Raw genomic sequence first — 26,118 nt, 5'->3', positions numbered from 1 at the left:
AGGCGGCACACCATGGCGGACTTCGTGGGCGCGGTGGACCAAGGGACCACCAGCACTCGATTCATGATCTTCGACCACGCCGGCAACGAGGTGGCGAAGCACCAACTGGAGCACGCCCAGATCCTTCCGCGCTCCGGATGGGTGGAGCACGACCCGGTGGAGATCTGGGAACGCACCAACTCGGTGATGCAGAACGCCCTGCGGCACGGAAACCTCTCCCCGGAGGACCTGGCGGCGATCGGCATCACCAACCAACGGGAGACCACCGTCGTCTGGGACCCGCGCAACGGCCGTCCCTACTACAACGCCATCGTCTGGCAGGACACCCGCACCGACTCCATCGCCGCGGCCCTGGAACGCTCGGGTCAGGGCGACGTCATCCGCCGCAAGGCGGGGCTGCCACCGGCGACCTACTTCTCGGGCGGCAAGATCCAGTGGATCCTGGAGAACGTCGACGGGGTCCGGGAGGCGGCGGAGCAGGGACACGCCCTCTTCGGGAACACGGACTGCTGGGTGCTGTGGAATTTGACCGGCGGCCCGCACGGCGGCATCCACGCGACCGACGTGACCAACGCCAGCCGCACGATGCTGATGGACCTGGAAACCCTCGACTGGGACGACGAGTTGCTGGGGTTCTTCGGCGTCCCGCGCTCGATGCTGCCGACCATCAACCCCTCGTCCCACCGCGAGGCGTACGGCGTGACGCGGACCACCCGGCCGCTGCAGGCCGCCATCCCCATCACCGGAGTGCTCGGGGACCAGCAGGCGGCCACCGTCGGACAGGTCTGCTACTCGCCGGGCGAGGCCAAGAACACCTACGGAACCGGCAACTTCCTGGTGCTCAACACCGGCACGGAGCTGGTCCGTTCACAGCACGGGCTGCTCAGCACCGTGGCCTACCAGTTCGGCGACAGCCCGGCGGTCTACGCCCTGGAGGGCTCCATCGCGGTCACCGGGTCCGCGGTGCAGTGGCTGCGCGACCAGATGAAGATCATCAAGAACGCGGCCGAGAGCGAGACCCTGGCCCGCACCGTCGAGGACAACGGCGGCGTGTACTTCGTGCCCGCGTTCTCGGGCCTGTTCGCCCCGTACTGGCGCTCCGACGCCCGTGGCGCGATCGTCGGGCTCGCCCGCTACAACGACAACGGCCATCTGGCGCGGGCCACGTTGGAGGCCATCTGCTACCAGAGTCGTGACGTCGTCGAGGCCATGGAGCAGGACTCCGGAGTCCACCTGGACGTCCTCAAGGTCGACGGCGGTGTCACGGCCAACGACCTGTGCATGCAGATCCAGGCCGACGTGCTCGGCGTACCGGTCAGCCGGCCCGTGGTGGCCGAGACCACGGCGCTCGGCGCCGCCTACGCGGCGGGCCTCGCCACCGGTTTCTGGCGGGACACCGACGAACTGCGCACCCACTGGCAGGAGTCCAAGCGCTGGGAGCCCCAGTGGTCGGACGACCAGCGGGCGGAGGGATACGCCAACTGGAAGAAGGCCGTGGAGCGCACGCTCGACTGGACCACGGTCGAATAGCCGGCCGGGCCGCCCACCCTTCCCGCTTCCCGAACACACCGCAGTCCGGCGGCACGACGAGTCCCCGACGGAATCCCCGTCGGGGACTCGCCTGTCCGGGGCCGGACGCGCGGCGGGACGGGGATGCCGACGGCGCGGACCAAAGGGGCGGGAGGGCCGTCGTGGTGCCCGCGGTCCGGAGGGGAGCCGGAGGGCTGTCGTCGTGCCCGCGGTCCGGAGGGGAGCCGGAGGGCTGTCGTCGTGCGCGTGGTCCGGAGAGGGAGGAGGGCTCTCGCCGTGCCCGCGGTCCGGAGGGGCAGGAGGGCCGTCACGGTGCCCGCGGGCCGCCGAGGACGGCCGGATCCCGTCGTCCCCGCCGGGGTGCGATGTCCCGTCGGCCAGGCGCTGCACTAAGGTGCTCGCCGCGCCGAGCACGAGGGAGATCATGAAGACCGCGGCAGACTCACCGACGATCCGCAGCGCCCCACTGAGGGTCCCGGCCTTCCGGCGGTTCGTCCTCGCCAACCTGATCTCCGTCACGGGGTCCGCGATGGCTCCCCTCGCGCTCGCCTACTCCGTGATCGAGCAGGGCGGCGGCGCCGGAGCCCTCGGCGTCGTGCTCGCCATGAACACCGTTCCGACCGTCGTCTTCCTCCTGATCGGCGGAGTCCTCGCGGACCGGATGTCCCGGAGCCGGATCCTCTTCCTCGGCAATCTGCTGGCCGCCGCCGCGCAGGGAGCGCTGGCCGCGACCGTCGGCACCGGCCACGCGAGCACGACGTCCATCGCCCTCTGCGGCTTCGCGTCCGGAACCGCCGTGGCCTTCACCAGGCCCGCCGCCCAGGGAGCGGTGGGCCAGATCATCCCCGCGGAACACCTCCAGCAGGCGAACGCCCTGCTCAGACTGCCGAGCAACGCGGTCAAGGTGCTCGGACCCGTCGTCGGCGGTCTCGTCGTCGCGACGGCAGGACCGGCCTGGGCCCTGGCGTGGGACGCGCTCACCTTCGCCGTCGCGGCCCTGCTCCTGCGCGGCCTGCGGCTGGACGCGCCGCCGACCGCGCACAGCGCCCTGGACGATCTGCGCGCGGGGTGGCGCGGTTTCTGGTCGCGTACCTGGCTGTGGACCTACACGGCCGCCGGAACGGTCCTCGTGGCCGCCTGGCTGGCCGGTTTCCAGCTCCTCGGGCCGCTCGTCGCGGCGGAAGGGTACGGCGGGGCCCGCGACTGGGGACTGGTCCAGGCGTCCTTCGCCTCGGGCCTGCTCGTCGGAACGCTCGTGTGCCTGCGCTGGAAGCCGTACCGCCTGCTCACCGTGGCGGTCGTGGCGAGCTCCGTGCTGGCCGTCCCGCTGTTCGCCATGGGACGGGGGCTGCCGCTGCCGTTCGTGCTGGCGGCGGCCCTGCTCGCCGGCATCGGTCTCGACGTCGCCATCGTCGCGTGGACCACCGCCTTCCAGCACCATGTGCCGCAGGCCGAGCAGGGCCGGATGAGCGCGTTCAACAGCGTCGGGGAACTCCTCGCCATCCCCCTCGGCTACCTCATCACCGCCCTCGCGTCCGACGTGTGGGACAACCGCACGATCCTCGTGGCGTGCGCCGGACTCGTCGTCGCGGCCGCCGCCCTCAACCTCTGCGTGCGCGACGTGTATCGCGTCAACCGCCCCGCGGACGCCGTGTGACGTCGTCGCCGGGTGCGCGGCGGTCCTGCCTCACCTGGCCGGACGGTCGACGGCGTGCGGCTGCTGTTCCAGATGCGAGGCGAGCACCGCGGCCTGGACCCGGCGCTGCACCCCCAGTTTGGCCAGCAGCCGGGAGATGTGGTTCTTGACCGTCTTCTCCGACAGAAAGAGCCGCTCGCCGATCTCACGGTTGGTGAGCCCGTCACCGATCAGGACGAGGATCTCCCGCTCGCGTGGCGACAGACTCGCCAGCTCGGGCGGCACACCGGGGCTCTCGGCCGGATCGGCGCGCAGGGAGCGCATCAGGCGGGCCGTCGTCGCGGGATCCAGCATCGACTGCCCCGAGGCGACGGTGCGCACCGCCGAGACCAGGTCGGAGCCCTTGATCTGCTTGAGGACATAGCCCGCGGCCCCCGCCATGATCGCGTCGAGCAGGGCGTCCTCGTCGTCGAACGACGTCAGCATCAGGCAGGCCAGGTCCGGCATCCGGCTGCGCAGCTCGCGGCAGACCGTGATGCCGTCGCCGTCCGGGAGACGCACGTCCAGCACCGCGACGTCCGGGCGCAGCGCCGGCCCGCGGGTGAGCGCGTGCTCGACCGTGTCGGCGTCGCCGACCACCGAGATGTCCGGCTCCGAGTCCAGCAGGTCGGTGAGCCCGCGTCGTACGACCTCGTGGTCGTCCAGCAGGAACACGCGGATCGGGTTCTGCTCCGTGAAAGTGCCTGGCTCGGTCATGACGACCCCTGGTTCCCCGACGGCGGACGGACTGCGGCCCCTCCCTCACGATCATTGCTCGCGTGGGCCGGATGCACCAGGGCCGACCGGCCCCACCCGCAGCGCGGACTCCGGCCCCACCCGCAGCGCGGACCCCGGCCGCTCACCGGTCGCCGCACCACGTCCGGTAGGCGGCCACGGCGGTGGGCAGTGTCGGGAAGACGAGGTCCGGCCCGACGGACTGCGCGAGTCCGTACGCCGTCAGATCGTCGAGGAGGTCCTGCTTGACGCGGGCCAGGGCGAACACGATCCCCCGGTCGGTGAGTTCGCGGCGTACGGCGTCGACGGCGTCGAGCGCGGTGATGTCGACCTCGACATTGGCCTCGGTGTTGAGGACGAACCAGCGGACGGGCTCGGTCTGTTTGTCGACGGCGGCCAGGGCCCGGCGGCGGAAGTCCTCGGCGTTGGCGAAGAAGAGGGGCGAGTCGTAGCGGTAGACGAGGAGGCCGGGAACGGTGTGCGCCTGCGGGTAGTCGTCGACGTCGTGCATGCCCGCCATCCCCGGCACCAGCCCCTCCACCGCGTCGTGCGGGCGCGCCACCCGGGTCAGCAGCTCCGCCACGGACAGCCCCACGGCGACCAGCACCCCGTACAGGATGTCCAGGGCGAGGACGCCCGCGAGACAGCCGAGCGCGAGCATGAGTTCGCGCCGCCGGAAGGACGCCAGCCGGCGAAAGCCCGCCAGATCGATCATGCGGATCGCCGCGTAGACCACGAGCGCGCCCAGCACGGCGGACGGAGTGCGGGTGAGCAGCGGGCTGAGGACGAGCAGCACGGCCAGCACCACCGCCCCGGCCACCAGGGAGTACGCCTGGCTCCGGGCGCCCGCCGAGGAGGCGAGGGCGGTGCGGCTGGCGCTGCTGCTGACCGGGAAGCCGTGCACGGCCCCCGCACCCAGGTTCGCCGCGCCCAGCGCGAGGAACTCCTGGTTGGCGTCCAGCCCCGGCCCCTCGTCGGCGCGGTCGGCGAAGGCACGGGCGGTGAGGATGAAGTCGGTGTACCCGACGAGGAGCACACCTAGGGCGGGCAGCACCAGCTGGGGCAGGTCACGCAGGTCCGGCACGGCGAGGCCGGGCAGCCCCGACGGGACCTCGCCGATCACCTGGACGCCGTACCGTTGATCGAGGTCGAAGGCCACCACGGCGGCGGTGCCGAGCACGACGGCGAGCAGCGGTCCGGGTACCGCGGGGAACCGTGGTGCGACCACGAACAGGAAGACGAGTGTGGCCGCGGACAGCACGACGGTGGCCGGCCGGGCGTCGGGCAGGTTCCGGAGGAAGGACCACAGCTGCGGGAAGAACTCGGTGCCGGTCGTGCCCGCGCCGGTCAGCTTCGGCAGCTGATCCACCATCATGATCAGTGCCACGCCCGCCAGATAGCCGATCAGGACGGGCCGGGAGAGCAGGTCGGCGAGGAACCCCAGGCGCACCGCCCGCGCCACCAGACACAACAGCCCGACCGTGACCGCGAGAGCCGCGGCCAGCGTGGCGTAGCGTCCGGGGGATCCGGCGGCGAGCGGGCCGACGACGGTGGCGGTCATCAGGGCGGTGGTGGACTCGGGCCCCACCGAGAGCAGGCGTGAGGAGCCGAGCAGCGCGTACAGCCCGAGGGCCGGCAGGATCGCCCACAGCCCGGCGACCGGAGAGAGCCCGGCGACACCCGCGTACGCCATGACCTGCGGCACGAGGTACGCGGCCACGGTCACTCCGGCCAGCAGGTCCCCCCTCAGCCAGGAGCGGCGGTAGCCGAGGAGGACGCCGAGGCCGGGCAGCAGACGTCTCCACCCCCGAACGCTCACGGGCGCATCGTGGGTCATGTGCCGCCTTCCGTCCTGTGACATCAGCATCCACCGAGGTGCCCCGCACCGCGAGACGCGCGCCGCTCCCGCGCGTACCGCCGCACCAACACGCCGTGCGAACCGGTCCGTTCGGCCCCCCGGGCGGTCCCGTCGGGCCGACACTGCCCGGCCCCGTCCGCGAGGCCCATGGGCCGGACGGTCCCGGCCCGGGACCAGTGGCCCCTGCACCCGCGGCCCCCGGAACGCGACGCTGGAGCCGGATCCCCCGACCCAGGAGGTGGAGGTCATGCCGCGCACCGTCACCGTGGGCCTGGACGGCTCGCCCGAGAGCCGGGCCGCCGCCGAGTGGGCGGCACGCGAGGCCGGGCTGCGCGGCCTGCCCCTGAGGGTCCTGCACGTCTCGGAGCCGGCACCCCACCCCATGGCCCGGGCCCCGTTCCTCGGAGCCGAGACGCATCAGCACTGGGCCGAACGCGTCCCCCGGGAGTCCGTCGTGGGCATCCGGCTGCGCCACCCCGGCATCGAGGTGTCCGGCGAGAACGTCACCGGCCACCCCGTGGACGTACTGTGCGGGGCCGCCGCGGCGGCGGACCTGCTCGTTCTCGGCACCCGCGGGCTCGGCGGGACCGGCGGATGTGTGCTCGGCTCCGTCGGTATGGCCGTGGTGGCACGCGCCGAACGGCCCGTGGTGCTCGTCCGGGCCGGCGAACAGGCCGCCGACGAGCACGAGAAGGACCCGGCCGGAGTACCGTCCGCCGCCGCACCGTTCCGGCCCGTCGTCCTCGGCCTCGACACCGAGAACCCCGACGGGACGCCGATCGGGTTCGCCTTCGACGCCGCCGTCCGCCGCGCCACGACCCTGCGGGTCGTGCGATGCTGGAAACCGGCGCCGTACCACGGCTACGGCACGTCTGCCGATGCCGGTCGGCGCGCGGCCACGGCGCCGTACGAGTCCGCCGCCCTGGCCGAGACGGTCGGTCCGTGGCGGCAGAAGTACCCGGATGTGGACGTCGTCGAGGAGTCCCGCTGCGGCAGCCCCGCGGTGTGCCTGGTCGAGGCCTCCCGCGAGGCCTCGCTGGTCGTCGTCGGACGGCAGGCCCGCCGCAGCGCCTTCGGCGCCCACATCGGTCACGTCACCCACGCCGTCCTGCACCACTCCACCGCTCCCGTCGCCGTCGTGGTCCACGGCTGACCGACCCACGAGGAGAAGGAACCGATGAAGGCAGCGGTCGTACGAAACGTCGGCGCGCACCCGGTCGCGGCGGAACGTCCCGGCGTGTACCGAGGCGGCGTCCGTGTCGCCGTCCGCACCGGGTGGTGAGGACGGTGGACCTCCCGCTCGTGGTCGGTGTCGACGGTTCGGAGGCCACCCTGTGGGCGGTCGACTGGGCGGCCGACGAGGCCGCGCGCCGCAAGGTGCCCCTGCGGCTGGTGCACGCCTCGCTGTGGGAGCGCTTCGAGGGTGCCGCGCCGGACGGCCTGGCCGAGAAGCCGGCGGAGCAGGTGATGGCCGAGAACATCGTGGAGGCCGCCGCGCGGCGCGCCCACCGGCGCCGGCCCGGCGTGCCCACGACCACCGACGTGCTGCCCGAGGAACCGGCCTCCGCGCTCGTACGGGAGAGCCGGAACGCCACCGCCGTCGTGCTCGGCACGCACGGCCGCGGCGGCCTCGCCGAACTGCTCCTCGGCTCCGTCAGCCTGAGCGTGGCCGAACGGGCGAGCTGCCCGGTGATCGTGCTGCGCGGCAGCGCCGACGACCGCGCCCAGGACGACGAGCCCGGCCTCGTCGTCCTGGGCGTCAAAGAGGCGGCGGCCGACTCGGCGGCGGCGCGGTTCGCGCTCCAGGAGGCGGAACTGCGCGGAGTGCCCCTGGAAGCCGTACGGGCCTGGCGCGCGCACGGGCACGCACGGCCCGCTCCTTCGGCGCCCCAGGACGGTCCGGCCCCCACGCACGAGCAGCAGGCCGTGGAGGCGCTGAAGACGGCGGTGCACGACGCCCCGAAGGCCGTGGAGGTGTACCGGCACGCCGTGCAGGGCGCCCCGCGCCCCGTGCTCCTGGCCGCCTCGCAGGACGCGGACCTCCTCGTGGTCGGTGCCCGGCGCGAGCGAGGACACGCGAGGCTCCGGCTGGGCCGCGTCGCCCGCGGCGTCCTGCACCACTCCGCCTGCCCCGTGGCCGTCGTGCCCGAGCGGCCGTGAACGCGACGACGGGCCCCTCAGAGGGTCGCCGCGTGATCCGGCACGTACGTCTGCAGATCACGCGGCGGGCGCTGGTAGCCGGTCGACGCCGGCCGCTCCGGCAGTTCGAGGACCGGTGGCGGGATCTCGTGGTACGGCAGGGAACCCAGCAGGTGGGCGATCATGTTCAGGCGCGCCCGGCGCTTGTCGTCGCTCTCCACGACGTACCAGGGCGCCTCGCTCACATCGGTGTGCACCAGCATCTCGTCCTTGGCCCGCGAGTACGCCTCCCAGCGGGTGAGCGACTCCAGGTCCATCGGCGACAGCTTCCAGCGCCGCACCGGGTCCTCCAGCCGCCGCCGGAAGCGCTCCTGCTGCACGGCGTCGCTCACCGAGAACCAGTACTTGCGCAGCAGGATGCCGTCCTCCACCAGCATGCGCTCGAAGATCGGGCACTGGCGCAGGAAGCGCTGGTGCTCCTCCTTCGTGCAGAAGCCCATCACGTGCTCGACACCGGCCCGGTTGTACCAGGACCGGTCGAAGAGCACGATCTCCCCGGCGGCCGGCAACTGCTCCACGTACCGCTGGAAGTACCACTGCGTGCGCTCGCGCTCGGTCGGCTTGGGCAGCGCCGCGATCCGCGCCGAGCGCGGATTCAGATGCTCTGCCACCCGCTTGATCGTGCCGCCCTTGCCCGCCGCGTCGCGCCCCTCGAAGACCACGACCAGTCGGGCCCCCTCGGCCCGCACCCACTCCTGCAGCTTCACCAACTCCGTCTGAAGACGAAGCAGTTCCTGCTCGTACACCTTGCGCGGCAGCTTTGCCGCCTCATCGTCGGCCATGCCGCCTCCACCACCCGATGACCTAGTCGATGACTCCCGGAGGGTCACCCATGCCCAAGGTCGAACACCAGGACGCCACCGTACTTTCCGACGAGGAACTGCGCACCCTGGACGCCCACTGGCGGGCCGCCAACTACCTGGCGGCAGGACAGATATACCTGCTGGCCAACCCGCTGCTGAGCGAGCCGCTGCGCCCGGAGCACATCAAGCCGCGGCTGCTGGGGCACTGGGGTACCTCGCCCGGCCTGAACCTGGTGCACACCCACCTCAACCGCGTGATCAAGGAACGCGGACTGGACGCGGTGTGCGTGTGGGGACCTGGACACGGCGGACCGTCCGTGGTCGCCAACTCCTGGCTGGAGGGCAGCTACAGCGAGACCTACCCGGACGTGTCGCGGGACGCCCCGGGCATGGAACGGCTCTTCCGGCAGTTCTCGTTCCCGGGCGGCGTGCCCAGCCATGTCGCCCCGGAGACCCCCGGCTCGATCCACGAAGGGGGCGAGCTCGGCTACTCGCTCGCCCACGCCTACGGCGCCGCCCTCGACAATCCCGGCCTGCTGGTCGCCTGTGTGATCGGTGACGGGGAGGCGGAGACCGGGCCACTGGCCGCCTCCTGGCACTCCAACAAATTCCTCGACCCCGTGCACGACGGCGCCGTCCTGCCGATCCTGCACCTCAACGGCTACAAGATCGCCAACCCGACGGTGCTGTCCCGTCTCCCGGAGTCCGAGCTCGACGCACTGCTGCGCGGATACGGTCACGAGCCCCTCCACGTCACCGGCGACGACCCCGCCCAGGTGCACCGGGACATGGCCGCCGCCCTCGACGAGGCGCTGAAGCGCATCGCCGAGGTGCAGCGCGGGGCACGCGAGGAAGGCGTCACCGAGCGCGCGCACTGGCCCGTCATCGTGCTGCGCACGCCGAAGGGGTGGACCGGTCCCGCCGAGGTGGACGGCGTGCCGGTCGAGGGCACCTGGCGCGCCCACCAGGTGCCGCTGCCCGGCGTCCGGGAGAACCCGGACCACCTGCGGCAGCTGGAGGCCTGGCTGCGTTCGTACCGGCCCGAGGAACTGTTCGACGCCGAGGGCCGGCCGGTCGCGGACGTGCTCGCCTGCGTCCCCGACGGGGCACGGCGGCTCGGCGCCAACCCGCACGCCAACGGCGGTCTCCTCGTCCGCGACCTCCCCGTCCCCCCGCTCGACGACTTCGCCGTACCCGTCGACAAACCGGGGGCGACACTGCACGAACCCACCCGTGTGCTCGGCGACTTCCTCGAACGGATCATGCAGGACACGGCGCAGCGCCGGGACTTCCGTCTGGTGGGGCCCGACGAGACGGCGTCCAACCGGCTGCAGGCGGTCTTCGAGGCCAGCGGCAAGGCCTGGCAGGAACGGCAACTGCCCGTGGACGAACACCTCGACCGGCACGGCCGGGTGATGGAGATCCTCTCCGAGCACCTCTGCCAGGGCTGGCTGGAGGGCTATCTCCTCACCGGCCGGCACGGGCTGTTCTCCTGCTACGAGGCGTTCGTGCACATCGTCGACTCGATGGTCAACCAGCACATCAAATGGCTCAGGACGTCACGGCAGCTGACATGGCGTGCTCCCATCGCCTCCCTCAACTATCTGCTGACCTCGCACGTGTGGCGCCAGGACCACAACGGCTTCTCCCACCAGGACCCCGGATTCGTCGACCACGTCCTCAACAAGAGCCCCGAGGTCGTCCGTGTGTATCTGCCGCCGGACGCCAACACGCTGCTGTCCGTCGCCGACCACACCCTGCGCAGCCGCGACTACGTCAATGTGATCGTGGCGGGCAAGCAGCCCTGCTTCGACTGGCTGTCCATGGACCAGGCCCGGAACCACTGCGCGCGCGGCGCGGGCATCTGGGACTGGGCGGGCACGGAGAACGGCGCCGAACCTGACGTCGTCCTGGCCTGCGCAGGCGACGTCCCCACCCAGGAGGTGTTGGCCGCGGCGCAACTGCTGCGGCGCCACCTCCCGCAGCTCTCCGTCCGTGTCGTGAACGTCGTCGACATGACCCGGCTCCTGCCGGGTGACGAACATCCGCACGGGATGAGCGACTTCGAGTACGACGGACTGTTCACCCGGGACAAGCCGGTGATCTTCGCGTACCACGGCTACCCCTGGCTGATCCACCGCCTCGCCTACCGGCGCGCCGGCCACCGGAACCTGCATGTGCGCGGCTACAAGGAGTCGGGCACCACGACCACACCCTTCGACATGGTGGTCCGCAACGACCTGGACCGCTACCGGCTGGTCATGGACGTCATCGACCGCGTCCCCGGCCTCGGGGTACGAGCCGCTGCGCTACACCAGACGATGGCCGACGCGCGCACCCGCCACCACGCCTGGATCCGCGAGCACGGCACCGATCTGCCCGAGGTCGCCGACTGGACCTGGAACGCCTGAACACCCCTGACCTGCGAAGGAGTTCACTGCCATGACTGTACGCGTAGGCATCAACGGCTTCGGCCGTATCGGGCGCGCCTACCTGCGCGCGGCCCTAGACCGCGCCGAGGCGGGCACCCAGGACGTCAAGGTGGTCGCTGTCAACGACATCACCGCGCCCGCCACCCTGGCCCACCTGCTGGAGTACGACTCGACGTTCGGACGCATCGGACGCGAGGTCGTCCACGACGACAGCTCGATCACCGTCGACGGCCGACGCATCGACGTCACCGCCGAACGCGACCCGGCAGCCCTGCGCTGGTCCGACTACGGCGCCGACATCGTCATCGAGTCCACCGGACACTTCCGGGACCGCGACTCGGCCGCCCTGCACCTGAAGAGCGGCGCCCACTCGGTGCTGCTGTCGGCGCCCGGCAAGGGCGCGGACACCACCATCGTCATGGGCGTCAACGACGACACCTACGACCGCCACAGCCACCGGATCATCTCGGCCGCCTCCTGCACCACCAACTGCGCTGCCCCCATGGTGAAAGTGCTGCACGAGAACTTCGGCATCGAGCGTGGCATGATGACCACCATCCACGGCTACACCAATGACCAGGCCCTCCTCGACGGCCCGCACAAGGACCTGCGTCGGGCCCGCTCGGCGGCGCTCAGCATCATCCCGACCAGCACGGGCGCGGCCCGCGCCGTCGGCCTGGCGGTGCCGGAGCTGGCGGGCGCACTGGACGGGAGCGCCGTCCGGGTGCCGGTGGAGGACGGTTCCCTCACCGACCTCGCCGTGGTCCTGAACCGCGAAGCGACCATGGGCGAGATCAACGAGGCGTTCGCCGTGGCCGCCGAGGGCCCGCTCAATGGCATCCTGCGTGTGTCGAAGGCGCCGATCGTGTCCCGTGACGTCATCGGCGACCCGGCCTCCTGCATCTTCGACCCGGCCCTCACACAGACCAACGGCACCCTCGTCAAGGTCTTCGGCTGGTACGACAACGAGTGGGGTTACACCAACCGGCTGCTCGACCTCACGGCCCTCGTCGCCGACGACTGACCACTCCGGAGGGGACCGGTGTCACCGATCACCGGTCCCCTCCGCATGCCTGGGACGACCAGCGGAAGACCTTGGGCCGACCGGTCCCCGAGCGGCCCCGGACAGCCCATGGGACCCCTCTCCGATCCGCTGGATGCTCGAAGTGCCGTAAGAGGCCTGGAGGAGATCCCCGATGACGGACGACGTGCTCAATCGATCGCCGGTCCACGCCCTGCTCGCGGACGGCACCACCGTGTGCATCCGCCCCGCGGCGCCGGGCGACCACGGTCAACTGGAGGGGATTTACGGGGAGATGTTCCTGGAGATCCTACAGCTCAGGTTCTCCTCCACGAGCCGCCGCTCGCGCACCGCGGCCGCCGCCGCCCGCACCATGACCCGCCAGGCCCTGTTCACCCGAGCCGGCATCGCACCGACCCACTCGGTCGGTGAACTCCTCGAAACCGCATCCCGGCCCGTGGCAGCTCGCCGAGGCCGACGTCAGCCCGGGCCTAGCGGCACCGGGTCGGGTCACCGCGCTCGACGCAGGCATACGCCTGCTGCCGCGTCGGCCCCACAACCCCTATCTGCGCCGCCTGCACTGAGGAGGAAAAGCCATGAAACACGACAAGGTCGGCACCGTCATGACGACTGACGTCGTCCGGGCCGAGTACGGCACCCCGTTCAAAGAGGTCGCACGCTTGCTGGCCGACCGACGGATCAGCGGGCTGCCGGTCGTCGACGAGGACGACAAGGTGATCGGGGTCGTCTCCGAGACGGACCTGATGGTGCGCCAGGCTGCGACGCCGGACCCCTTCGAGCCTCCGCGTCGTCGGCGGCTCGCGGCGCTCACGCGCAACGCCCGGCTACAGGCCGCGAAGGCGAGGGCCCGCACTGCCGGACAGCTGATGACGGAACCCGCGGTCACGGTGCACGCCGACGACAGCATCGTCGAGGCCGCCCGGACCATGGCCCAGCGGCGCGTGGAGCGGCTGCCGGTCCTCGACGAGGCCGACCGGCTGGTGGGCATCGTCACCCGTCGTGACCTGCTCCAGGTCTTCCTTCGGCCCGACGCGGAGATCCGCGAGCAGGTCGTCCAGCAGGTGCTGATGCACGCCCTGTGGATACCGCCGCGCAGCATCGACGTCTCCGTCACGGAAGGGGTCGTCACCCTCACCGGCCAGATGGAGCGCAAGAGCGAGACGGAGATCGCCGTCTCGATGACCCGCCAGATCGACGGTGCGGTCGCCGTGGTCGACAAGCTCACCTATCGGCTGGATGACGCACGGCTGCAGCCCGACGAACAGACGCTGCACGGCGTGGCCGACGACTGGCTGCGCCGGCTGTGAAAGGAGGCGGACCACCATGACCGGCAAGGTGCTGGTGGCGTACGGAACCACGAACAGGTCGACCGCGCGTATAGCCGAGGCCATCGCGGACGTCCTGCGCAAGCACGGGCTGTCTGTGGACGCCCTCCCCGCCCGGTCGGTGAACAGCGTGTCCTCGTACGACGCTGTCGTGGTCGGCGGCGGCCTGTATGCCGGACGCTGGCACAAGGACGCCCGTCGCTTCGTCCGGCGTCACCGTGAGGCTCTCGCCGCACGCCCGCTCTGGCTCTTCAGCAGCGGCCCCCTGGACGCCTCGGCCTCGGAGCGGGACATCCCGCCCGTGTCCGGCGTGAAGAAGGCCATGACGCAGCTGGACGCCCAGGAACACGTCACCTTCGGCGGCTGCCTGGAGGACGGCGCGAGGGGGTTCGTGGCCCGGATGATCCTACGCTCCGGGAAGGGTGGGGACTTCCGGGACTTCGACCGGATCGAGGAGTGGGCCGCCCGGGTGGCCGGAGAGCTGTCGGGCGGCAAGTAGCAACGAACGGGAGAGGCCTCGGCGCACGGATTCCCGGGCGCCGAGGCCATTGTCCATGTCGATCTACGGGCGCGCTGAATTCACGGCTGACATAGGGTTGTTCGGCCTATCGCGGCAGGGCGGCGGCCGACGTTCGAGGCGCGGACGAGTGCCTCGTGCACGCGGCCGTACAGCGCGAACGGCCGAACCGTCCCTGGAGGCTGGGCGCGGTGGGCCCAGGAACATCCATACGGATGCCGCGCGCAACCGGCGCCGTCAGGCCGGCGATGTGGCCCGACCGGCCCAAGCGGTCCGCGTACACGGAGTCCACGCTGGACTTGCGGGGCAAATCCTGCGCGGTGGCGGCGTCAGGCTCCAACTGGTCGCCGAGACCTCACAGTCGGAACCGGGCTCCGCAGCCGATCGAGTGGAGTGAGGAGCGCCATGAAAGCCTTCGTGTTCCACGGCGCCGGACAGTCCGCCTGGGAAGAGGTCCCGGACCCGGCCATCAAGGAACCCACCGACGCGATCGTGCGCGTCGGGACCGTCACCATCTGCGGCACGGACCTGCATATCCTCAAGGGCGACGTGCCCGAGGTACGCCCCGGCACCGTGCTGGGGCACGAGGCCGTCGGTGAGATCGTCGAGACCGGCAGCGACGTCCGCACCGTGCGGCCGGATGACCGGGTCCTGGTCTCCTGCATCAGCGCGTGCGGTCGCTGCGTCTACTGCCGTCAGGGAACGTACGGTCAGTGCCGTGACGGCGGAGGCTGGATCCTCGGCCACCTGATCGACGGCACCCAGGCCGAGTACGTCCGCGTCCCCTACGCCGACCTGTCCGTGCACCCCCTGCCCGCCACCATGGACAGCAAGGATGCCGTCCTGCTGGCCGACATCTTCCCCACCTCGTACGAGGTCGGGGTGCTGAACGGACGCGTGCGTCCCGGAGACACAGTCGTCGTGGTCGGCGCCGGTCCCATCGGTCTGGCTGCGATCGCAACGGCTCGTCTGTTGAGCCCCGAGCGGATCGTCGCCGTGGACCTGGCCGCCGCCCGGCTGGAGGCCGCCCGCAAGCTCGGCGCCGATGCGGTGGCCGACCCAGGGGAGACTCCCGAACAGCTGATCGCCGACCTGACGGACGGGCTCGGAGCGGATGTCGTGATCGAGGCCGTAGGCGTCCCGGAGAGTTTCGAGCTGTGCACTCGCATGGTCCGGCCAGGCGGCCACGTCGCCAACGTCGGCGTGCACGGTGCACCGGCCACCCTGCACCTCGAGGACCTGTGGATCAAGAACGTCACCATCACCACCGGCCTGGTCGACACCTACTCCACCCCCACCCTGCTGCGGATGGCCGCTGCCGGACGGCTGCCCACCACGCAGCTGGTGACCCACACCTTCCCGCTCGACCACATGGAGGAGGCGTACGACGTCTTCGCCCACGCCGCCGACACCGGTGCCCTCAAGGTCGTGCTCGGAGGAGCGCAGCACGAGACCGTCGCCGTGCGCGCGATCTGATCGACGAACGTGACGACCATGCCCGAACGGACCGGAACCGACACCGCAAGGACGGCGGAGCGGCCACTGGGCGATCTGGGACGCCGGCTCCCCGCCCGGCGCGCACAACTCGGCCTCACGCGGCAGGAGACGGCCGCCCGGGTATGGCGTCCACCTAACTGAAGCACCTGGCGCACCGCGGGGCCGACGGTCCTGAACTCACCATCACTTGAACGGAGTTGACTCCGGGCGTCGACGCGCTGCCGCCCTCTCCCGCCGCCGAGGACCTGGCCGGCCTCAATCCTTACGGGACCCGCGGCGACGGGGAGTTCGCCCCGCCGGGCGCCTTCGTCCCGCCGGAGCAGGCCCCACCGACACTCATCCCACCTGCCCGCCCGGAAGGGTGCTCGGCGGCGGTCACGACTACCGCGAGTCCGTCTCCGTCTGGTTCCGCGGTGTCTTCACCGCGTCCGCACCGCGCCGTACGACACGTCACTCTCCCCCGGCGCGGTGCGTGGACCGAACGGCCCTTCTTCATGGGGCCGTTCGTCGTGTCGGCGGTGCCCTCGACCCCTGCTGTGCGCCGCGACGGAGTACGAGCATCGTTGGTGGAAGCGCACTGACAGAGCGAGTAGCGAAAGGAAGCAGGGCCATGACTCACCACCATCACGTGGCCGTCGGTGTGGACGGCTCACTGATCTCCACCCGGGCGCTGGACCTGGCAGCGGACGAGGCGGCCCGTCGCGGGACCGCGCTGCGCGTGGTCTACGCCGTGTCGGATCGTGACGAAGCGGGCCCCGTCCTGGCCGCCGCCTGCGCGCGCGTGCACGGACGATATCCGACCCTGACCGTGGTGGTCACGGCGGCGCAAGGAGACGCCGTCCGGGAGTTGACGCGGGAGAGTGCCGACGCGGCCCTCACCGTCGTGGGCACCAGGGGACTCGGCGGTTTCGCCGGCCTCGTGCTCGGAGCGGTGAGCCCGCGCCTGGCCGCGCACACGCACGGCCCACTGCTCGTCGTACGGGGAGATCGCGCGCAAGACGCCGACCACCGCGACGTGTTGCTCGGTCTGGAGAGCGACGTCGACACCGCAACGGCTCTCTACGCACTGCAGGAGGCGGAACGGCGCGGTGCGCGGCTCCGGATCCTGCACGCGTGGACGCATCGGCACACGCCCCCCGAACTGCCCTCACTGATACCGGCGACGACCCCAAGCCAGCAGCGGCCGGCTCTCCACGACCGGTCGGAAGAGGCGGTCTCCCGCTTCGCCATCTCCGGGATTCGAGAGGAACACCCTGGCGTGGAGGTCGAGAGTCGAACGGTCCGCACCGCCCCGGCGCACGCACTGGTCGAAGCCACACGGGGTGCCGCCGTCGTCGTCATCGGATCGCGCCGACCCGGTGGCCGTCGTGGCGCCCGTCTCGGGCCGGTCGCCCACGCCCTGCTGCACCACTCACACTGCCCTGTGCTCCTCGTCCCGACCGGGTGACCACCCCCGGTATCCCCTCGCATCCGCCGGCGCCCGGGCGTGGATCAGACCCCGTCCGGGCGGCTGCCTGTCGTGAGCAGAACACCGGTGACCAGGTCCGGCCGAATCCGGACCGCCAAGTCCATGGTCCGGTCCACCCACGGCCGCAACATGGTGTGATAACGGACCAGTTCACCAGGGTCGGTGACCAGGTGGGCGTATCCCGTCACCACCACGCTCCAGCCCAGGTGCGTCTCCGGGTCGATGGCGTCGGTCTCATAGGCGACGACCACACCGGGACCGTCGGTCTGCCGGGTGTACGCGGCCAGATCGGCGCCCTCATGCGTCCGGATGAGGACGTCGCCGTCGACAAGGACGTGGTTGACAGGGCGGACGGTGGGCAGGGCGTGCCGGGTGAAGACGACCCTCCCCAGGGACACGCTGCCCAGCAGACGCAGCGCCTCGGCGCTGTCGAGTTCGATGCTGCGACGCGGCTCCGCAGCGAAGGGCCAGTGGTTGTCGTGGACCATGACGGCTTCCGTTGGTGTGCGTTCGAGGTATTGCTCACTGCTCGGTCGACATACGGCGGGAGCGGCACCGCGGGGGAACGCTGCCGCTCGTGCCGTCACTGTGTCCCGGCCTACGGCCCTTTCCAAGGGCCAATGGTCCCCTGTGGGGGCCCGTACGGCCCTCACGCGTCGAAGGGGAACTTCCGCGGCTCCCGCCTCAGCCCGGGGGCTCCGCCTCGCCACGGAGGCGGCCCAGCAGTCCTGCGAGCCGTGCCGGCGCGGTGCGCGGTGCGCTCCGCCTGGGCTCGCAACCGCTCCCCCAGGCGGTCGGCGAGTTGATGTGCGTCGGCTTCACGCGCGTGGACGACGACAAGCCGGCCGTCGATCTCGATCTCCGCCCCGGCCGCCCAAGGCAGCAGGACATGGTGCGCCGTGTCCCTCGTGACCGTCACTCGACCGCTGACGGCCCCGAGCCCGGGCCGGGCCAGAGCCACGTCGACCTTGGACCGGATGTACGAGAGTGCTTCGTCCTCCACGTCACCGTTCGCCCGTATCTGGACGGTGTCGTGGGCGCTGACGTCCCTGTCGGTCATGTGCTCCGCTCCCGTTGGTCGTTCGTCATCGCTGTCCCGTCGATGTGTCGGGTTCATCGGCTGTCGCTGCCCTTGGCCGACGGCAGTGCCGCCCGGCCCGCTTCCAGACGGGCCACCGGGACCCGGAACGGCGAGCAGGAGACGTAGTCGAGTCCCGCGGTGTGGAAGAAGTGGACGGAGTCGGGGTCGCCTCCGTGTTCGCCGCAGACGCCGATCTTCAGGCCGGGTCGCGTGGCGCGACCCTCGTCGACGGCGATGCGGACCAGACGGCCCACGCCGTCGGGGTCGATCGTCTCGAAGGGGGAGGCGGGGAAGACACCCTTGTCGAGGTAGGCGGAGAAGAAGGCCGCCTCGACGTCGTCGCGGGAGAAGCCCCAGGTGGTCTGGGTGAGATCGTTCGTGCCGAAGGAGAAGAACTCCGCCTCCTCGGCGATGCGGCCCGCGGTGAGCGCGGCGCGGGGCAGTTCGATCATCGTGCCGACCGGGCACCGCACGGGAACACCGGACTCCTCGGACACCTCGGCGAGCACCCGCGCCACTTCCGTGCGTTCGATACGCAGTTCCTCGACGGCGCCGACAAGCGGCACCATGATCTCGGCCTGCGGTGAGCCCCCGGCGCGTGTACGGGCCACGACGGCCTCGGCAACGGCCCGCACCTGCATGGCGACCAGACCCGGGACCACCAGGCCGAGGCGGACGCCCCGCAGGCCGAGCATCGGGTTCTCCTCGTGCATGCGGTTCACCGCTTCGAGCAACTCGGCCTCAAGCGGGTCGGGCTGCTCCCCACGTGCCTGAGTGGCAGCGACGCGTACGGCGAGTTCGGTGCGATCGGGCAGGAACTCGTGCAGCGGCGGGTCGAGAAGACGAATGGTGACCGGCAGGCCGTCCATCGCCGCCAGGATGTCGGTGAAGTCCTGCCGCTGGAGCGGCAGCAGTGCCGCCAGTGCCCGGTCGCGTTCGGCGTCGGTGCGGGCCAGGATCATCTCCTCCACCAGCTTGCGGCGCTCACCGAGGAACATGTGCTCGGTCCGGCACAGCCCGATGCCCTGTGCACCGAACCGGCGGGCACGCCGCGCGTCCTCGGCGGTGTCTGCGTTGGCGCGTACCTCCAACCGTCGTACGGAATCGGCCTGTTCAAGGGCTCCGGCGACTGCCGCCGTGACGCCGTCGGTCCGCTCACCGGTCTCCAGGTACCGCATTGCCGGGGAGGCGACCTGCGCAACCGCGCCCGCGTACACCGCTCCGGCGGAGCCATCCACGGAGATGACCGTGCCCTCCTGGACGACGGTGCCGTCGGGGGTGGCGAAACACCGGGCCTCAGTGTTCACGGCGAGGTCTTCCGCGCCGCACACGCAGACCTTGCCCATACCCCGGGCGACGACGGCCGCGTGGCTCGTCTTGCCGCCGCGGTTGGTCAACACAGCCTCGGCGGCGACCATGCCGGGCAAGTCGTCGGGGGTGGTCTCCTGGCGCACGAGCACCACCTTCTCGCCGGTCTCCGCTCGCCGTACCGCCTCGGCGGAGTCGAAGACTGCCACGCCGACCGCCGCGCCCGGGGAGGCCGGGAGGCCGTGGGCGAGTGGCTCGCCAGTGGCGTCCGCGTCGAACCGCGGGAACATCAGCCGGGCCAGGCCCTCCCCGCTGACGCGGGCCAGCGCCTCCTCCGGCGTGATCTGCCCTTCCTCAACGAGCTCGGCGGCGATGGCGAACGCGGCCTCGGCGGTGCGTTTGCCGACCCTGGTCTGCAGCATCCACAGAGTGCCGCGCTCGATGGTGAACTCGATGTCGCACAGGTCGCGGTAGTGCCGCTCCAGAGTCGCCATGTGGTCACGCAGCTGCCGGTACGACCGCGCGTCGATGTGTTCGAGCTCGGTCAGAGGCACGGTGTTGCGGATGCCGGCGACCACGTCCTCGCCCTGGGCGTTGGCGAGGTAGTCGCCGTACGGGCCGGGCCTGCCGGTGGCCGGGTCGCGGGTGAAAGCGACGCCGCTGCCGGAATCGGCGCCGAGGTTGCCGTACACCATGCGCTGGACGGTGACGGCCGTGCCCAGGTCGTCGGGGATCTGCTCACGCCGGCGGTACAGCCGGGCGCGCTCGCCGTTCCAGGAGCGGAAGACCGCGAGGATCGCGAGGCGCAACTGTTCAGCTGGGGACTGCGGGAATGCCTGGCCCGTCTCATCGAGGATCAGCTGCTTGTACGTCTCGACCAGGCCCGCCAGGTCGTTCGCGTCCAGATACAGGTCGTCGGGGGCGTCGCAGGCCTCCTTGAGCCGGGTCATGGCTTCCTCGAAGCGGGCGGCGTCGACTCCCATGACCGTACTGCCGAACATCTGGACGAGACGGCGATAGGAGTCCCAGGCGAAGCGGTCGCTGCCGGACATCTCGGCGAGGCCCACCACGGAGTCGTCGTTCAGACCGATGTCCAGGACCGTGTCCATCATGCCCGGCATGGAGAACCGGGCCCCGGATCGGACGGACACCAGCAGCGGGTCGTCCTGCTGCCCCAGTCGGCGTCCGGCGGAGTCCTCCAGGGCGGACAGGTGCCGGGAGACCTCGTCCGACATGCCCTCCGGCTCGACACCGGCCCCGAGGAAAGCGCGGCAGGCGTCGGTGGTCACGGTGAAGCCGGGTGGGACCGGCAGACGTAGCCGGGTCATCTCGGCCAGGTTCGCGCCCTTGCCGCCCAGCAGGTCCGCCATGTCATGGCGGCCCTCGCAGAAGTCGTACACGTAACGGACCATGACGGTGCGCTCCTCTGCTCAATGGGCTCGGTCGGGCTCTCGCGTTCTTGGATCGCGACGCGGCTCCAGCGTCGAACAGGGCCCAGCGGACGGGGCAGGTGCTGTCGGTCCCCCCGACAGGGCCGAACGGCCCCAGCGCATCGTCTTCGGTGGTCCACGTCGGCGCCCGTTCGGCCTTCGTTCACAGCGAGGGTGACCACCGGACCACCTGCGGCCGGATCGTAAGCCTTACCCCCACGCTCCGTGGCCCGGTAGCGTGAGCAGATATGGGAGCGGTCGGTGTCCGCCCGCCCGGGAGCTCGGAGGAGACGCAGGTGGGAAGCCCCGAGGAGCCTCAGATGGCGCGCATACGGTTGCCGCAACTGAAGCTGGACGAGCTGCTGGAGGAGCTGCAGGCACGGCTGGACGCGGCCCGCGGCACCAGGGACCGGGTGCACAGTCTGCTGGAAGCCGTTCTCTCCGTCGGCCGCGAGCTGGAGCTGGAGCAGGCGCTGCACAGCATCGTCGAGGCCGCGTCGGTGCTGGTCGATGCGGAGTACGCGGCCCTGGGAGTGATCGGACCCGACGGTACGCGGCTGTCCGCTTTCCACACGGTCGGGGTCAACGAGGAGCAGATCGCCCGGATTGGTCCCTTCCCGGAGGGGCACGGCATCCTGGGGGAGTTGATCCGCCGTCCCGAGCCGCTGCGGCTCGCGAAGCTCTCCGAGCATTCGGCCTCGTACGGCTTCCCACCGGGCCATCCTCCGATGCACACCTTCCTCGGGGTTCCCATCCGGGTGCGCGAGCAGGTCTTCGGCAATCTGTATCTGACCGAGAAGCGGGGCGGGACGCAGTTCGACGAGGAGGACGAGTCGGTGCTGTCGACCCTGGCCGTGGCGGCCGGAGTCGCCATCGACAACGCCCGCCTGTACGAGGAGTCCCGGCTGCGCGAGCGCTGGCTGCAGACCAACGCGGAGATCACCCACAACCTGATGTCCGGCGGCGGGCGGGCCGAGGTGCTCGGGCTCATCGCCGAGCGGGCCGGGGAGATCACCGGCTCGGCGCTGGCCGCGGTCGCGGTGCCCATGGACGACACCGAGGCGCTCTCCGTGGAGATCGCCGTCGGGCTGGACTCCGAAGCCCACCAGGGGCTCGTGCTGCCCATGGACCGCAGCCTGATGGGGCTGGCCTTCTCCAGCGCGGCCTCTGTCACCAGCACGGACGTCGGCCATGACGACCGGATCTCCCTGGAACCGCCGAGATTCGGGGGACTCGGCCCGGCCGTGGCCGTGCCCATCGGCACAGGCGTGGCGGGTGCGCGCGGCGTGCTTCTGCTGGCGCGGGAGTCCGGTCGACCGGCGTTCACGTCGACGGAGACCGAGACCCTGCACGCCTTCGCCGCACAGGCCGCCATCGCGATGGAACTGGCGGAACGACGGCAGGACGCCGAGCAGGTCGCAGTGCTCAAGGACCGCGACCGCATTGCCCGCGACCTGCACGACCTGGCCATCCAGCGATTGTTCGCCACGGGCATGACCCTGCAGAGCGCCGGTCGCTTCATCGAGCACCCCGAGGCCTCTGAGCGCGTCGTGCGCGCGGTGGACGACCTCGACGAAACCATCAAGATCATCAGGTCGACGATCTTCGGCCTGCGGGAGCGTGACGGAGCGGTTGGGGCGGGACTGCGAGCCCAGGTCGTGCGGGTTGTCGGTGAGGCCACCCCCGTGCTCGGCTTCGCACCAAGCGTCCGGATGGAGGGCCTGCTGGACACCGACGTACCGCGGGAGATCGCCGACCATGTCGTCGCCGTACTCTCCGAGGCCCTCACCAACATCGCGCGGCACGCTCACGCCGGCCGTGCCGACATCGTCCTCACATCCGACTCCCGCCAGGTCCGTCTCACCGTCGCCGACAACGGCGTGGGCATCCCGCCCGAGGGGCGCCGCAGCGGACTGCGCAACATGGGAGAGCGAGCCCAACAACTGGATGGGAACGTGGAGTTGATCAGCCCTCCCGAGGGCGGCACCACGTTGGTCTGGCGGGTGCCGGTGCCCGCGGAATAGCCGGGCGCCGCGTACCGACAGAAGCGGCGTCTTCGCGGTGCGACTGACCTGGCCGAGGCGCAAGCACTCCAGAACCTCGACATCGAGCGCCTCCGGCGTGACCGCCTCGGCCGACGAGGATTGCGGCGTGACGTCCTTGACCTCACGGCGGACGCGATTGCCGTGCCGTGCTCGTCGAAGAGAGGCTGGTGACCGTGACGGTCGCCGGGTCCCCCTGCTGGGTGTGGATCTCGCCGCAGTCCGTCCAGCCGTCCCCGTCGCTCGTGCAGCGGAAGTGACCGGCGAGGTCCGCCCAGGCCCTCTCATCGACAAAGCTGCCCGCGACGCCGTCCACCACGACAGAGCGGTCGCCGTCCGGGAGGCAGGCAGTGGGCACCACCGGTGGGACGATGTCGTGGGCACCCCTCGCCGTGGGGTGCCCCCAGGAGAGCGCGACGTTCGGAACCTCCCGGGCGGGACGACGTCGCCGGGTCGGCCGGCCACGCGTCAACGCTTCAGGTGCCCCAGCACGGACCCCACCGCTCGTTCCACGGCCCGCCGGGCCGGCTCCGTGTGGTCGATCGTCTCGAAGCCGTGGTGGCCGAGCGGTACGTCGACCACTTCGACATCGGCGTCGCATTCCTTGGCGGCGGCGAGGAACTCCTCGACGGTCGCCGCGATCTCCGCACGCTCCAGTTCCACCCTGGTCAGCACGATCGGCAGCCGGCCGGCGGTGCGCACCTCGACCGCCGGACGGAACCGGGAGTCTGCGAGCCCCCAGTTCGGCAGTGGCGCGAGGATCGGATAGGTCGCCGCCACGCACCGCAACCAGGCCGGCGGCGCCCCCAGCCACTGCGCCGCAAGCGGTCCGCCGGCGGAGAAGAACCACAGCGCCACGCGGTCTTCGTCGACGCGCGGGTCGGCCCGCACGAGCGTGACCGCCTCGGCTATGTCTTCGGCGGCCCGCTCGTAGTCGGCGAGATCGTGCAGCCGGTGGTCCACCGTCACGCCTACGGCACCCTTGCCCGCGACGTACTGGGCGTAGCCGACGAAGCCCGGCCAGTCCCGTGGAGTCGGCCGCACGTCGGGGTGGACCGGGCCGCCGTGGACGAACACCACCGCCGGCCGGGGGCGCCCGTCCTCGGAGAGATCGTCCGGGAGGTGGAGGTCGACGCGTCCCACCCGCTCGCGCGGCCGTTCGGGCACATCGATCAGGAAGGGGCGTAGGTGCCCTGGTTGTTCGCTCACCGTCGCGGACACCCGGTGGCCTTCTCCCGCGGCGGCCCGGAGGAGGACGTCCGCCACCTCGTCGGCCTGGGAGAGCATCGGCCAGTGTCCGGTGTCGAGTTCGAAGAAGCTCACCCGGGGGTCGGTCAGCACCTGGAAGCGGGGGTCTCCCAAACCCACCAGGCCCTCGACCATCGCGATGCTCGAACCGTTCGCGACGCACAGGACGCCCGTCGTCGGCAGCGCGGAAACCGCTCCCGTAAGCCGCAGGGGCTGGGTGAGCGTCCTGGCCGGCTGCGGGACGGCGTTGTCCGTCAGTCGGGCCAGCATCTCGGGTGTGAGTCCTGCGACGCTGCCCCAGCGCTGCCATTCGTCGCGAGACGGTGGCGGGACCCGCCAGTCGTCCTCGGCGGCAGCCGCCGGGCCCGACAACCGGTTGCGAGTCGCCTCGTCGGGCAGCAGGGTGAAGGCCTGGTCGCCGTCCTGAGGCATACCGGCGTCCAGGTGGACGATCCGCGCGATCCGCTCCGGACGCCGGTCGGCCGCGCCGAGCACCGGGTGGATGCCATAGCAGTGACCCACCAACACCACATCTGGCGGGTCCACTTGGTCGATGAGCCGCAGCAGATCGCGGACATGCGTCTCCAGGTCCGTGTCAGGTCCCGCCGCAGGGGCCTGTTCACCCATGCCCGTGAGGGTCACCGGGTACGTCTGGGCCCCCGACTCCCGAAGCCGGTCAGCCACGTCCCGCCATATCCATCCGCCTGTGTGGGCGCCCGCCACCAGGATGAATGCCGTCATCGCCGTCTCCTCGCACACGATGGTCCGCGGGGCCTGCCGTACCGGCGCTCCGCGCTCGCCGGTACGGTAGGAACTCCCCCTGAGGGAGGTTCAAGTCGTGTCGCCCGAACACTTGTTGAGCATCGGAGAGCTCGCCGAGCGCGCGGGCGTCACCGTCAAGACCGTCCGCTTCTATTCCGACCGCGGCCTGCTGCCCGAGGGCGCCAGGAGTTCCGGGGGCCACCGCCGTTACGGCCCCGAGGCGCTCGAACGACTGCATCTGATCCGCTCTCTGCGCACCCTCGATCTTCCGGTTCCCGAGGTGGGCCGGGTCCTCGACGAGGAGGTCACGCTGGAGGACGTCGTCGCGGAGCGGCTACGGGAGGTCGGCTCACGACTGACCGCCCTGCGCTGGCAGGAGGCGGCCCTTCAACTCCTCCAGGACTGTGCTCCCGACGAACGCTCCGAACGGCTGCGGCTGATCGGCTCCGTGGCCGTCCCGCCCAGTACGGCCCCGCTGGCGCGGTTCTGGCGACGCTGGCTGCCGCCCAGGCTCCCGGCCCGGCTGGTCTCCGCCATCGTCGAACAGGCGGTCCCACATCTCCCCGAAGGCCCCACGCCGGACCAGGTGCTGGCCTTCACCCGCCTGCACGCCTTCGTCAGCGCCCCCTGCCCCGGCAAGGGCCGCCAGGGCCAGCCCGCGGCGCACGGACCGGACGGTGGACGCCCGGCCGTGCTCTACGACGGTCTCCGCGAGGCGTACGGGCTGGCCTCGAAGCAGCTGCGCGCGGACCGGCCACCGCACGAGGGCGAGGCACTCGACTGCTTCGTCGCCGCCTACGCCCGCTCACGCGGTACGCGGGACACCCCCGACTTCCGACACCGGCTCAGCCGCCTGCTGGCCGCCGACCCCCGCATCGACCACTACTGGAAACTCACCGCCGAGCTCAACGGCCCCACGGAACCGACCCCGGGCGCCACCCACGACTGGCTGTGCGCAGCGCTGGACAGCTCGACGGTCCACCTGACGGGCTGAACCCAAAGAGCCGCGTTCATTGAGCTCTTTCAGCGTTGCCGCTCCAGGGTGAGGACGGCAGCGACGATGGACGACATTCGTTTCGGGCTGCAGCTCGCGAGGTGGAAGATCCGCCAGGACTTCAGGCGGGTGAGGGGGCTGTCGAACAGGACGAGAGCCGGGTCGGCTTCAC

21 protein-coding genes and 2 pseudogenes are annotated in these 26,118 nt (G+C 71.3%); 14 read left to right on the top strand and 9 right to left on the bottom strand.

The window, feature by feature from the left end:
- Nucleotides 1–12: 12 nt before the first annotated feature.
- The gene (gene glpK, locus ABEB03_RS22385; RefSeq protein WP_345652084.1) at nucleotides 13–1,530 is read left to right on the top strand and encodes a glycerol kinase GlpK; all 1,518 of its coding nucleotides are present in this window, start codon (nucleotides 13–15) and stop codon (nucleotides 1,528–1,530) included.
- A gap of 424 nt (nucleotides 1,531–1,954) precedes the next feature.
- The gene (locus ABEB03_RS22380) at nucleotides 1,955–3,187 is read left to right on the top strand and encodes an MFS transporter (RefSeq protein WP_345652081.1); all 1,233 of its coding nucleotides are present in this window, start codon (nucleotides 1,955–1,957) and stop codon (nucleotides 3,185–3,187) included.
- A 30-nt stretch (nucleotides 3,188–3,217) separates the two neighbouring features.
- On the opposite strand, the gene ABEB03_RS22375 is transcribed toward ABEB03_RS22380, so the two are convergent.
- Nucleotides 3,218–3,922, bottom strand: coding sequence for a response regulator transcription factor (locus tag ABEB03_RS22375; RefSeq protein ID WP_345652076.1), 705 nt, complete (start codon nucleotides 3,920–3,922; stop codon nucleotides 3,218–3,220).
- A gap of 142 nt (nucleotides 3,923–4,064) precedes the next feature.
- Complete coding sequence (locus ABEB03_RS22370) at nucleotides 4,065–5,777, bottom strand: SulP family inorganic anion transporter (RefSeq protein WP_345652073.1); 1,713 nt, start codon at nucleotides 5,775–5,777, stop codon at nucleotides 4,065–4,067.
- A gap of 268 nt (nucleotides 5,778–6,045) precedes the next feature.
- Here ABEB03_RS22370 and ABEB03_RS22365 point away from each other — a divergent pair, with 268 nt between their 5' ends.
- Both ABEB03_RS22365 and ABEB03_RS22360 read left to right on the top strand, forming a co-directional pair.
- Nucleotides 6,046–6,951: a universal stress protein gene (locus ABEB03_RS22365; protein WP_345652070.1), complete on the top strand. Its 906-nt coding sequence runs from the start codon at nucleotides 6,046–6,048 to the stop codon at nucleotides 6,949–6,951.
- Nucleotides 6,952–7,085: 134 nt separating this feature from the next.
- Nucleotides 7,086–7,958: a universal stress protein gene (locus ABEB03_RS22360; RefSeq protein WP_345652067.1), complete on the top strand. Its 873-nt coding sequence runs from the start codon at nucleotides 7,086–7,088 to the stop codon at nucleotides 7,956–7,958.
- A 17-nt stretch (nucleotides 7,959–7,975) separates the two neighbouring features.
- Here ABEB03_RS22360 and ppk2 read toward each other — a convergent pair whose 3' ends face one another.
- On the bottom strand, nucleotides 7,976–8,779 hold the full coding sequence (gene ppk2, locus ABEB03_RS22355) for a polyphosphate kinase 2 (RefSeq protein WP_345652064.1): 804 nt from the start codon (nucleotides 8,777–8,779) through the stop codon (nucleotides 7,976–7,978).
- A 50-nt stretch (nucleotides 8,780–8,829) separates the two neighbouring features.
- Here ppk2 and ABEB03_RS22350 point away from each other — a divergent pair, with 50 nt between their 5' ends.
- The 8 genes and pseudogenes from ABEB03_RS22350 to ABEB03_RS22320 all read left to right on the top strand — a co-directional run bounded on the left by ABEB03_RS22350 (nucleotide 8,830) and on the right by ABEB03_RS22320 (nucleotide 17,060).
- Nucleotides 8,830–11,211, top strand: a complete 2,382-nt coding sequence (locus ABEB03_RS22350; RefSeq protein WP_345652061.1) for a phosphoketolase family protein — start codon at nucleotides 8,830–8,832, stop codon at nucleotides 11,209–11,211.
- Nucleotides 11,212–11,242: 31 nt separating this feature from the next.
- Nucleotides 11,243–12,256, top strand: a complete 1,014-nt coding sequence (gene gap, locus ABEB03_RS22345) for a type I glyceraldehyde-3-phosphate dehydrogenase (RefSeq protein ID WP_345652058.1) — start codon at nucleotides 11,243–11,245, stop codon at nucleotides 12,254–12,256.
- 172 nt (nucleotides 12,257–12,428) lie between these two features.
- Nucleotides 12,429–12,704, top strand: a pseudogene (locus ABEB03_RS45375) (hypothetical protein); the annotation flags it as partial.
- The gene (locus ABEB03_RS22340; RefSeq protein ID WP_345652055.1) at nucleotides 12,682–12,837 is read left to right on the top strand and encodes a hypothetical protein; all 156 of its coding nucleotides are present in this window, start codon (nucleotides 12,682–12,684) and stop codon (nucleotides 12,835–12,837) included. The pseudogene ABEB03_RS45375 and the gene ABEB03_RS22340, both read left to right, overlap by 23 nt.
- A 12-nt stretch (nucleotides 12,838–12,849) precedes the next feature.
- Complete coding sequence (locus ABEB03_RS22335) at nucleotides 12,850–13,581, top strand: CBS domain-containing protein (protein ID WP_345652052.1); 732 nt, start codon at nucleotides 12,850–12,852, stop codon at nucleotides 13,579–13,581.
- Nucleotides 13,582–13,597: 16 nt separating this feature from the next.
- Nucleotides 13,598–14,098 (top strand): flavodoxin domain-containing protein, encoded by a 501-nt coding sequence (locus ABEB03_RS22330; RefSeq protein WP_345652049.1) that lies wholly within the window; start codon nucleotides 13,598–13,600, stop codon nucleotides 14,096–14,098.
- A gap of 423 nt (nucleotides 14,099–14,521) precedes the next feature.
- Nucleotides 14,522–15,592, top strand: a complete 1,071-nt coding sequence (locus ABEB03_RS22325; RefSeq protein ID WP_345652046.1) for a zinc-dependent alcohol dehydrogenase family protein — start codon at nucleotides 14,522–14,524, stop codon at nucleotides 15,590–15,592.
- A 631-nt stretch (nucleotides 15,593–16,223) separates the two neighbouring features.
- Nucleotides 16,224–17,060, top strand: a complete 837-nt coding sequence (locus ABEB03_RS22320) for a universal stress protein (RefSeq protein ID WP_345652043.1) — start codon at nucleotides 16,224–16,226, stop codon at nucleotides 17,058–17,060.
- A 44-nt stretch (nucleotides 17,061–17,104) separates the two neighbouring features.
- On the opposite strand, the gene ABEB03_RS22315 is transcribed toward ABEB03_RS22320, so the two are convergent.
- The 3 genes from ABEB03_RS22315 to ppdK all read right to left on the bottom strand — a co-directional run bounded on the left by ABEB03_RS22315 (nucleotide 17,105) and on the right by ppdK (nucleotide 20,882).
- Entirely contained in the window at nucleotides 17,105–17,569 is a 465-nt protein-coding gene (locus ABEB03_RS22315) for a pyridoxamine 5'-phosphate oxidase family protein (protein ID WP_345652038.1), read from the bottom strand.
- A 161-nt stretch (nucleotides 17,570–17,730) separates the two neighbouring features.
- Nucleotides 17,731–18,141, bottom strand: coding sequence for a hypothetical protein (locus ABEB03_RS22310; protein ID WP_345652034.1), 411 nt, complete (start codon nucleotides 18,139–18,141; stop codon nucleotides 17,731–17,733).
- 53 nt (nucleotides 18,142–18,194) lie between these two features.
- A complete protein-coding gene (ppdK, locus tag ABEB03_RS22305) occupies nucleotides 18,195–20,882 on the bottom strand; it encodes a pyruvate, phosphate dikinase (RefSeq protein ID WP_345652031.1) in 2,688 nt (895 codons plus the stop codon).
- A 338-nt stretch (nucleotides 20,883–21,220) separates the two neighbouring features.
- Between ppdK and ABEB03_RS22300 the strand changes: the two genes are divergently transcribed.
- On the top strand, nucleotides 21,221–22,924 hold the full coding sequence (locus ABEB03_RS22300; RefSeq protein WP_345652028.1) for a GAF domain-containing sensor histidine kinase: 1,704 nt from the start codon (nucleotides 21,221–21,223) through the stop codon (nucleotides 22,922–22,924).
- A 142-nt stretch (nucleotides 22,925–23,066) separates the two neighbouring features.
- On the opposite strand, the gene ABEB03_RS22295 is transcribed toward ABEB03_RS22300, so the two are convergent.
- A complete protein-coding gene (locus tag ABEB03_RS22295) occupies nucleotides 23,067–23,303 on the bottom strand; it encodes a hypothetical protein (protein ID WP_345652026.1) in 237 nt (78 codons plus the stop codon).
- A gap of 107 nt (nucleotides 23,304–23,410) precedes the next feature.
- On the bottom strand, nucleotides 23,411–24,931 hold the full coding sequence (locus ABEB03_RS22290; protein ID WP_345652024.1) for an alpha/beta fold hydrolase: 1,521 nt from the start codon (nucleotides 24,929–24,931) through the stop codon (nucleotides 23,411–23,413).
- A 97-nt stretch (nucleotides 24,932–25,028) separates the two neighbouring features.
- Here ABEB03_RS22290 and ABEB03_RS22285 point away from each other — a divergent pair, with 97 nt between their 5' ends.
- Nucleotides 25,029–25,946: a helix-turn-helix domain-containing protein gene (locus ABEB03_RS22285; protein WP_345652021.1), complete on the top strand. Its 918-nt coding sequence runs from the start codon at nucleotides 25,029–25,031 to the stop codon at nucleotides 25,944–25,946.
- 29 nt (nucleotides 25,947–25,975) lie between these two features.
- Here ABEB03_RS22285 and ABEB03_RS22280 read toward each other — a convergent pair.
- Nucleotides 25,976–26,080, bottom strand: a pseudogene (locus tag ABEB03_RS22280) (IS5/IS1182 family transposase); the annotation flags it as partial.
- Nucleotides 26,081–26,118: the final 38 nt, after the last annotated feature.

The organism is Streptomyces siamensis, from assembly GCF_039543605.1.
Taxonomy (GTDB): domain Bacteria; phylum Actinomycetota; class Actinomycetes; order Streptomycetales; family Streptomycetaceae; genus Streptomyces; species Streptomyces siamensis.
Note: the sequence above shows the minus strand (reverse complement) of the source record. Positions and strands in the feature narration are given on the sequence as shown.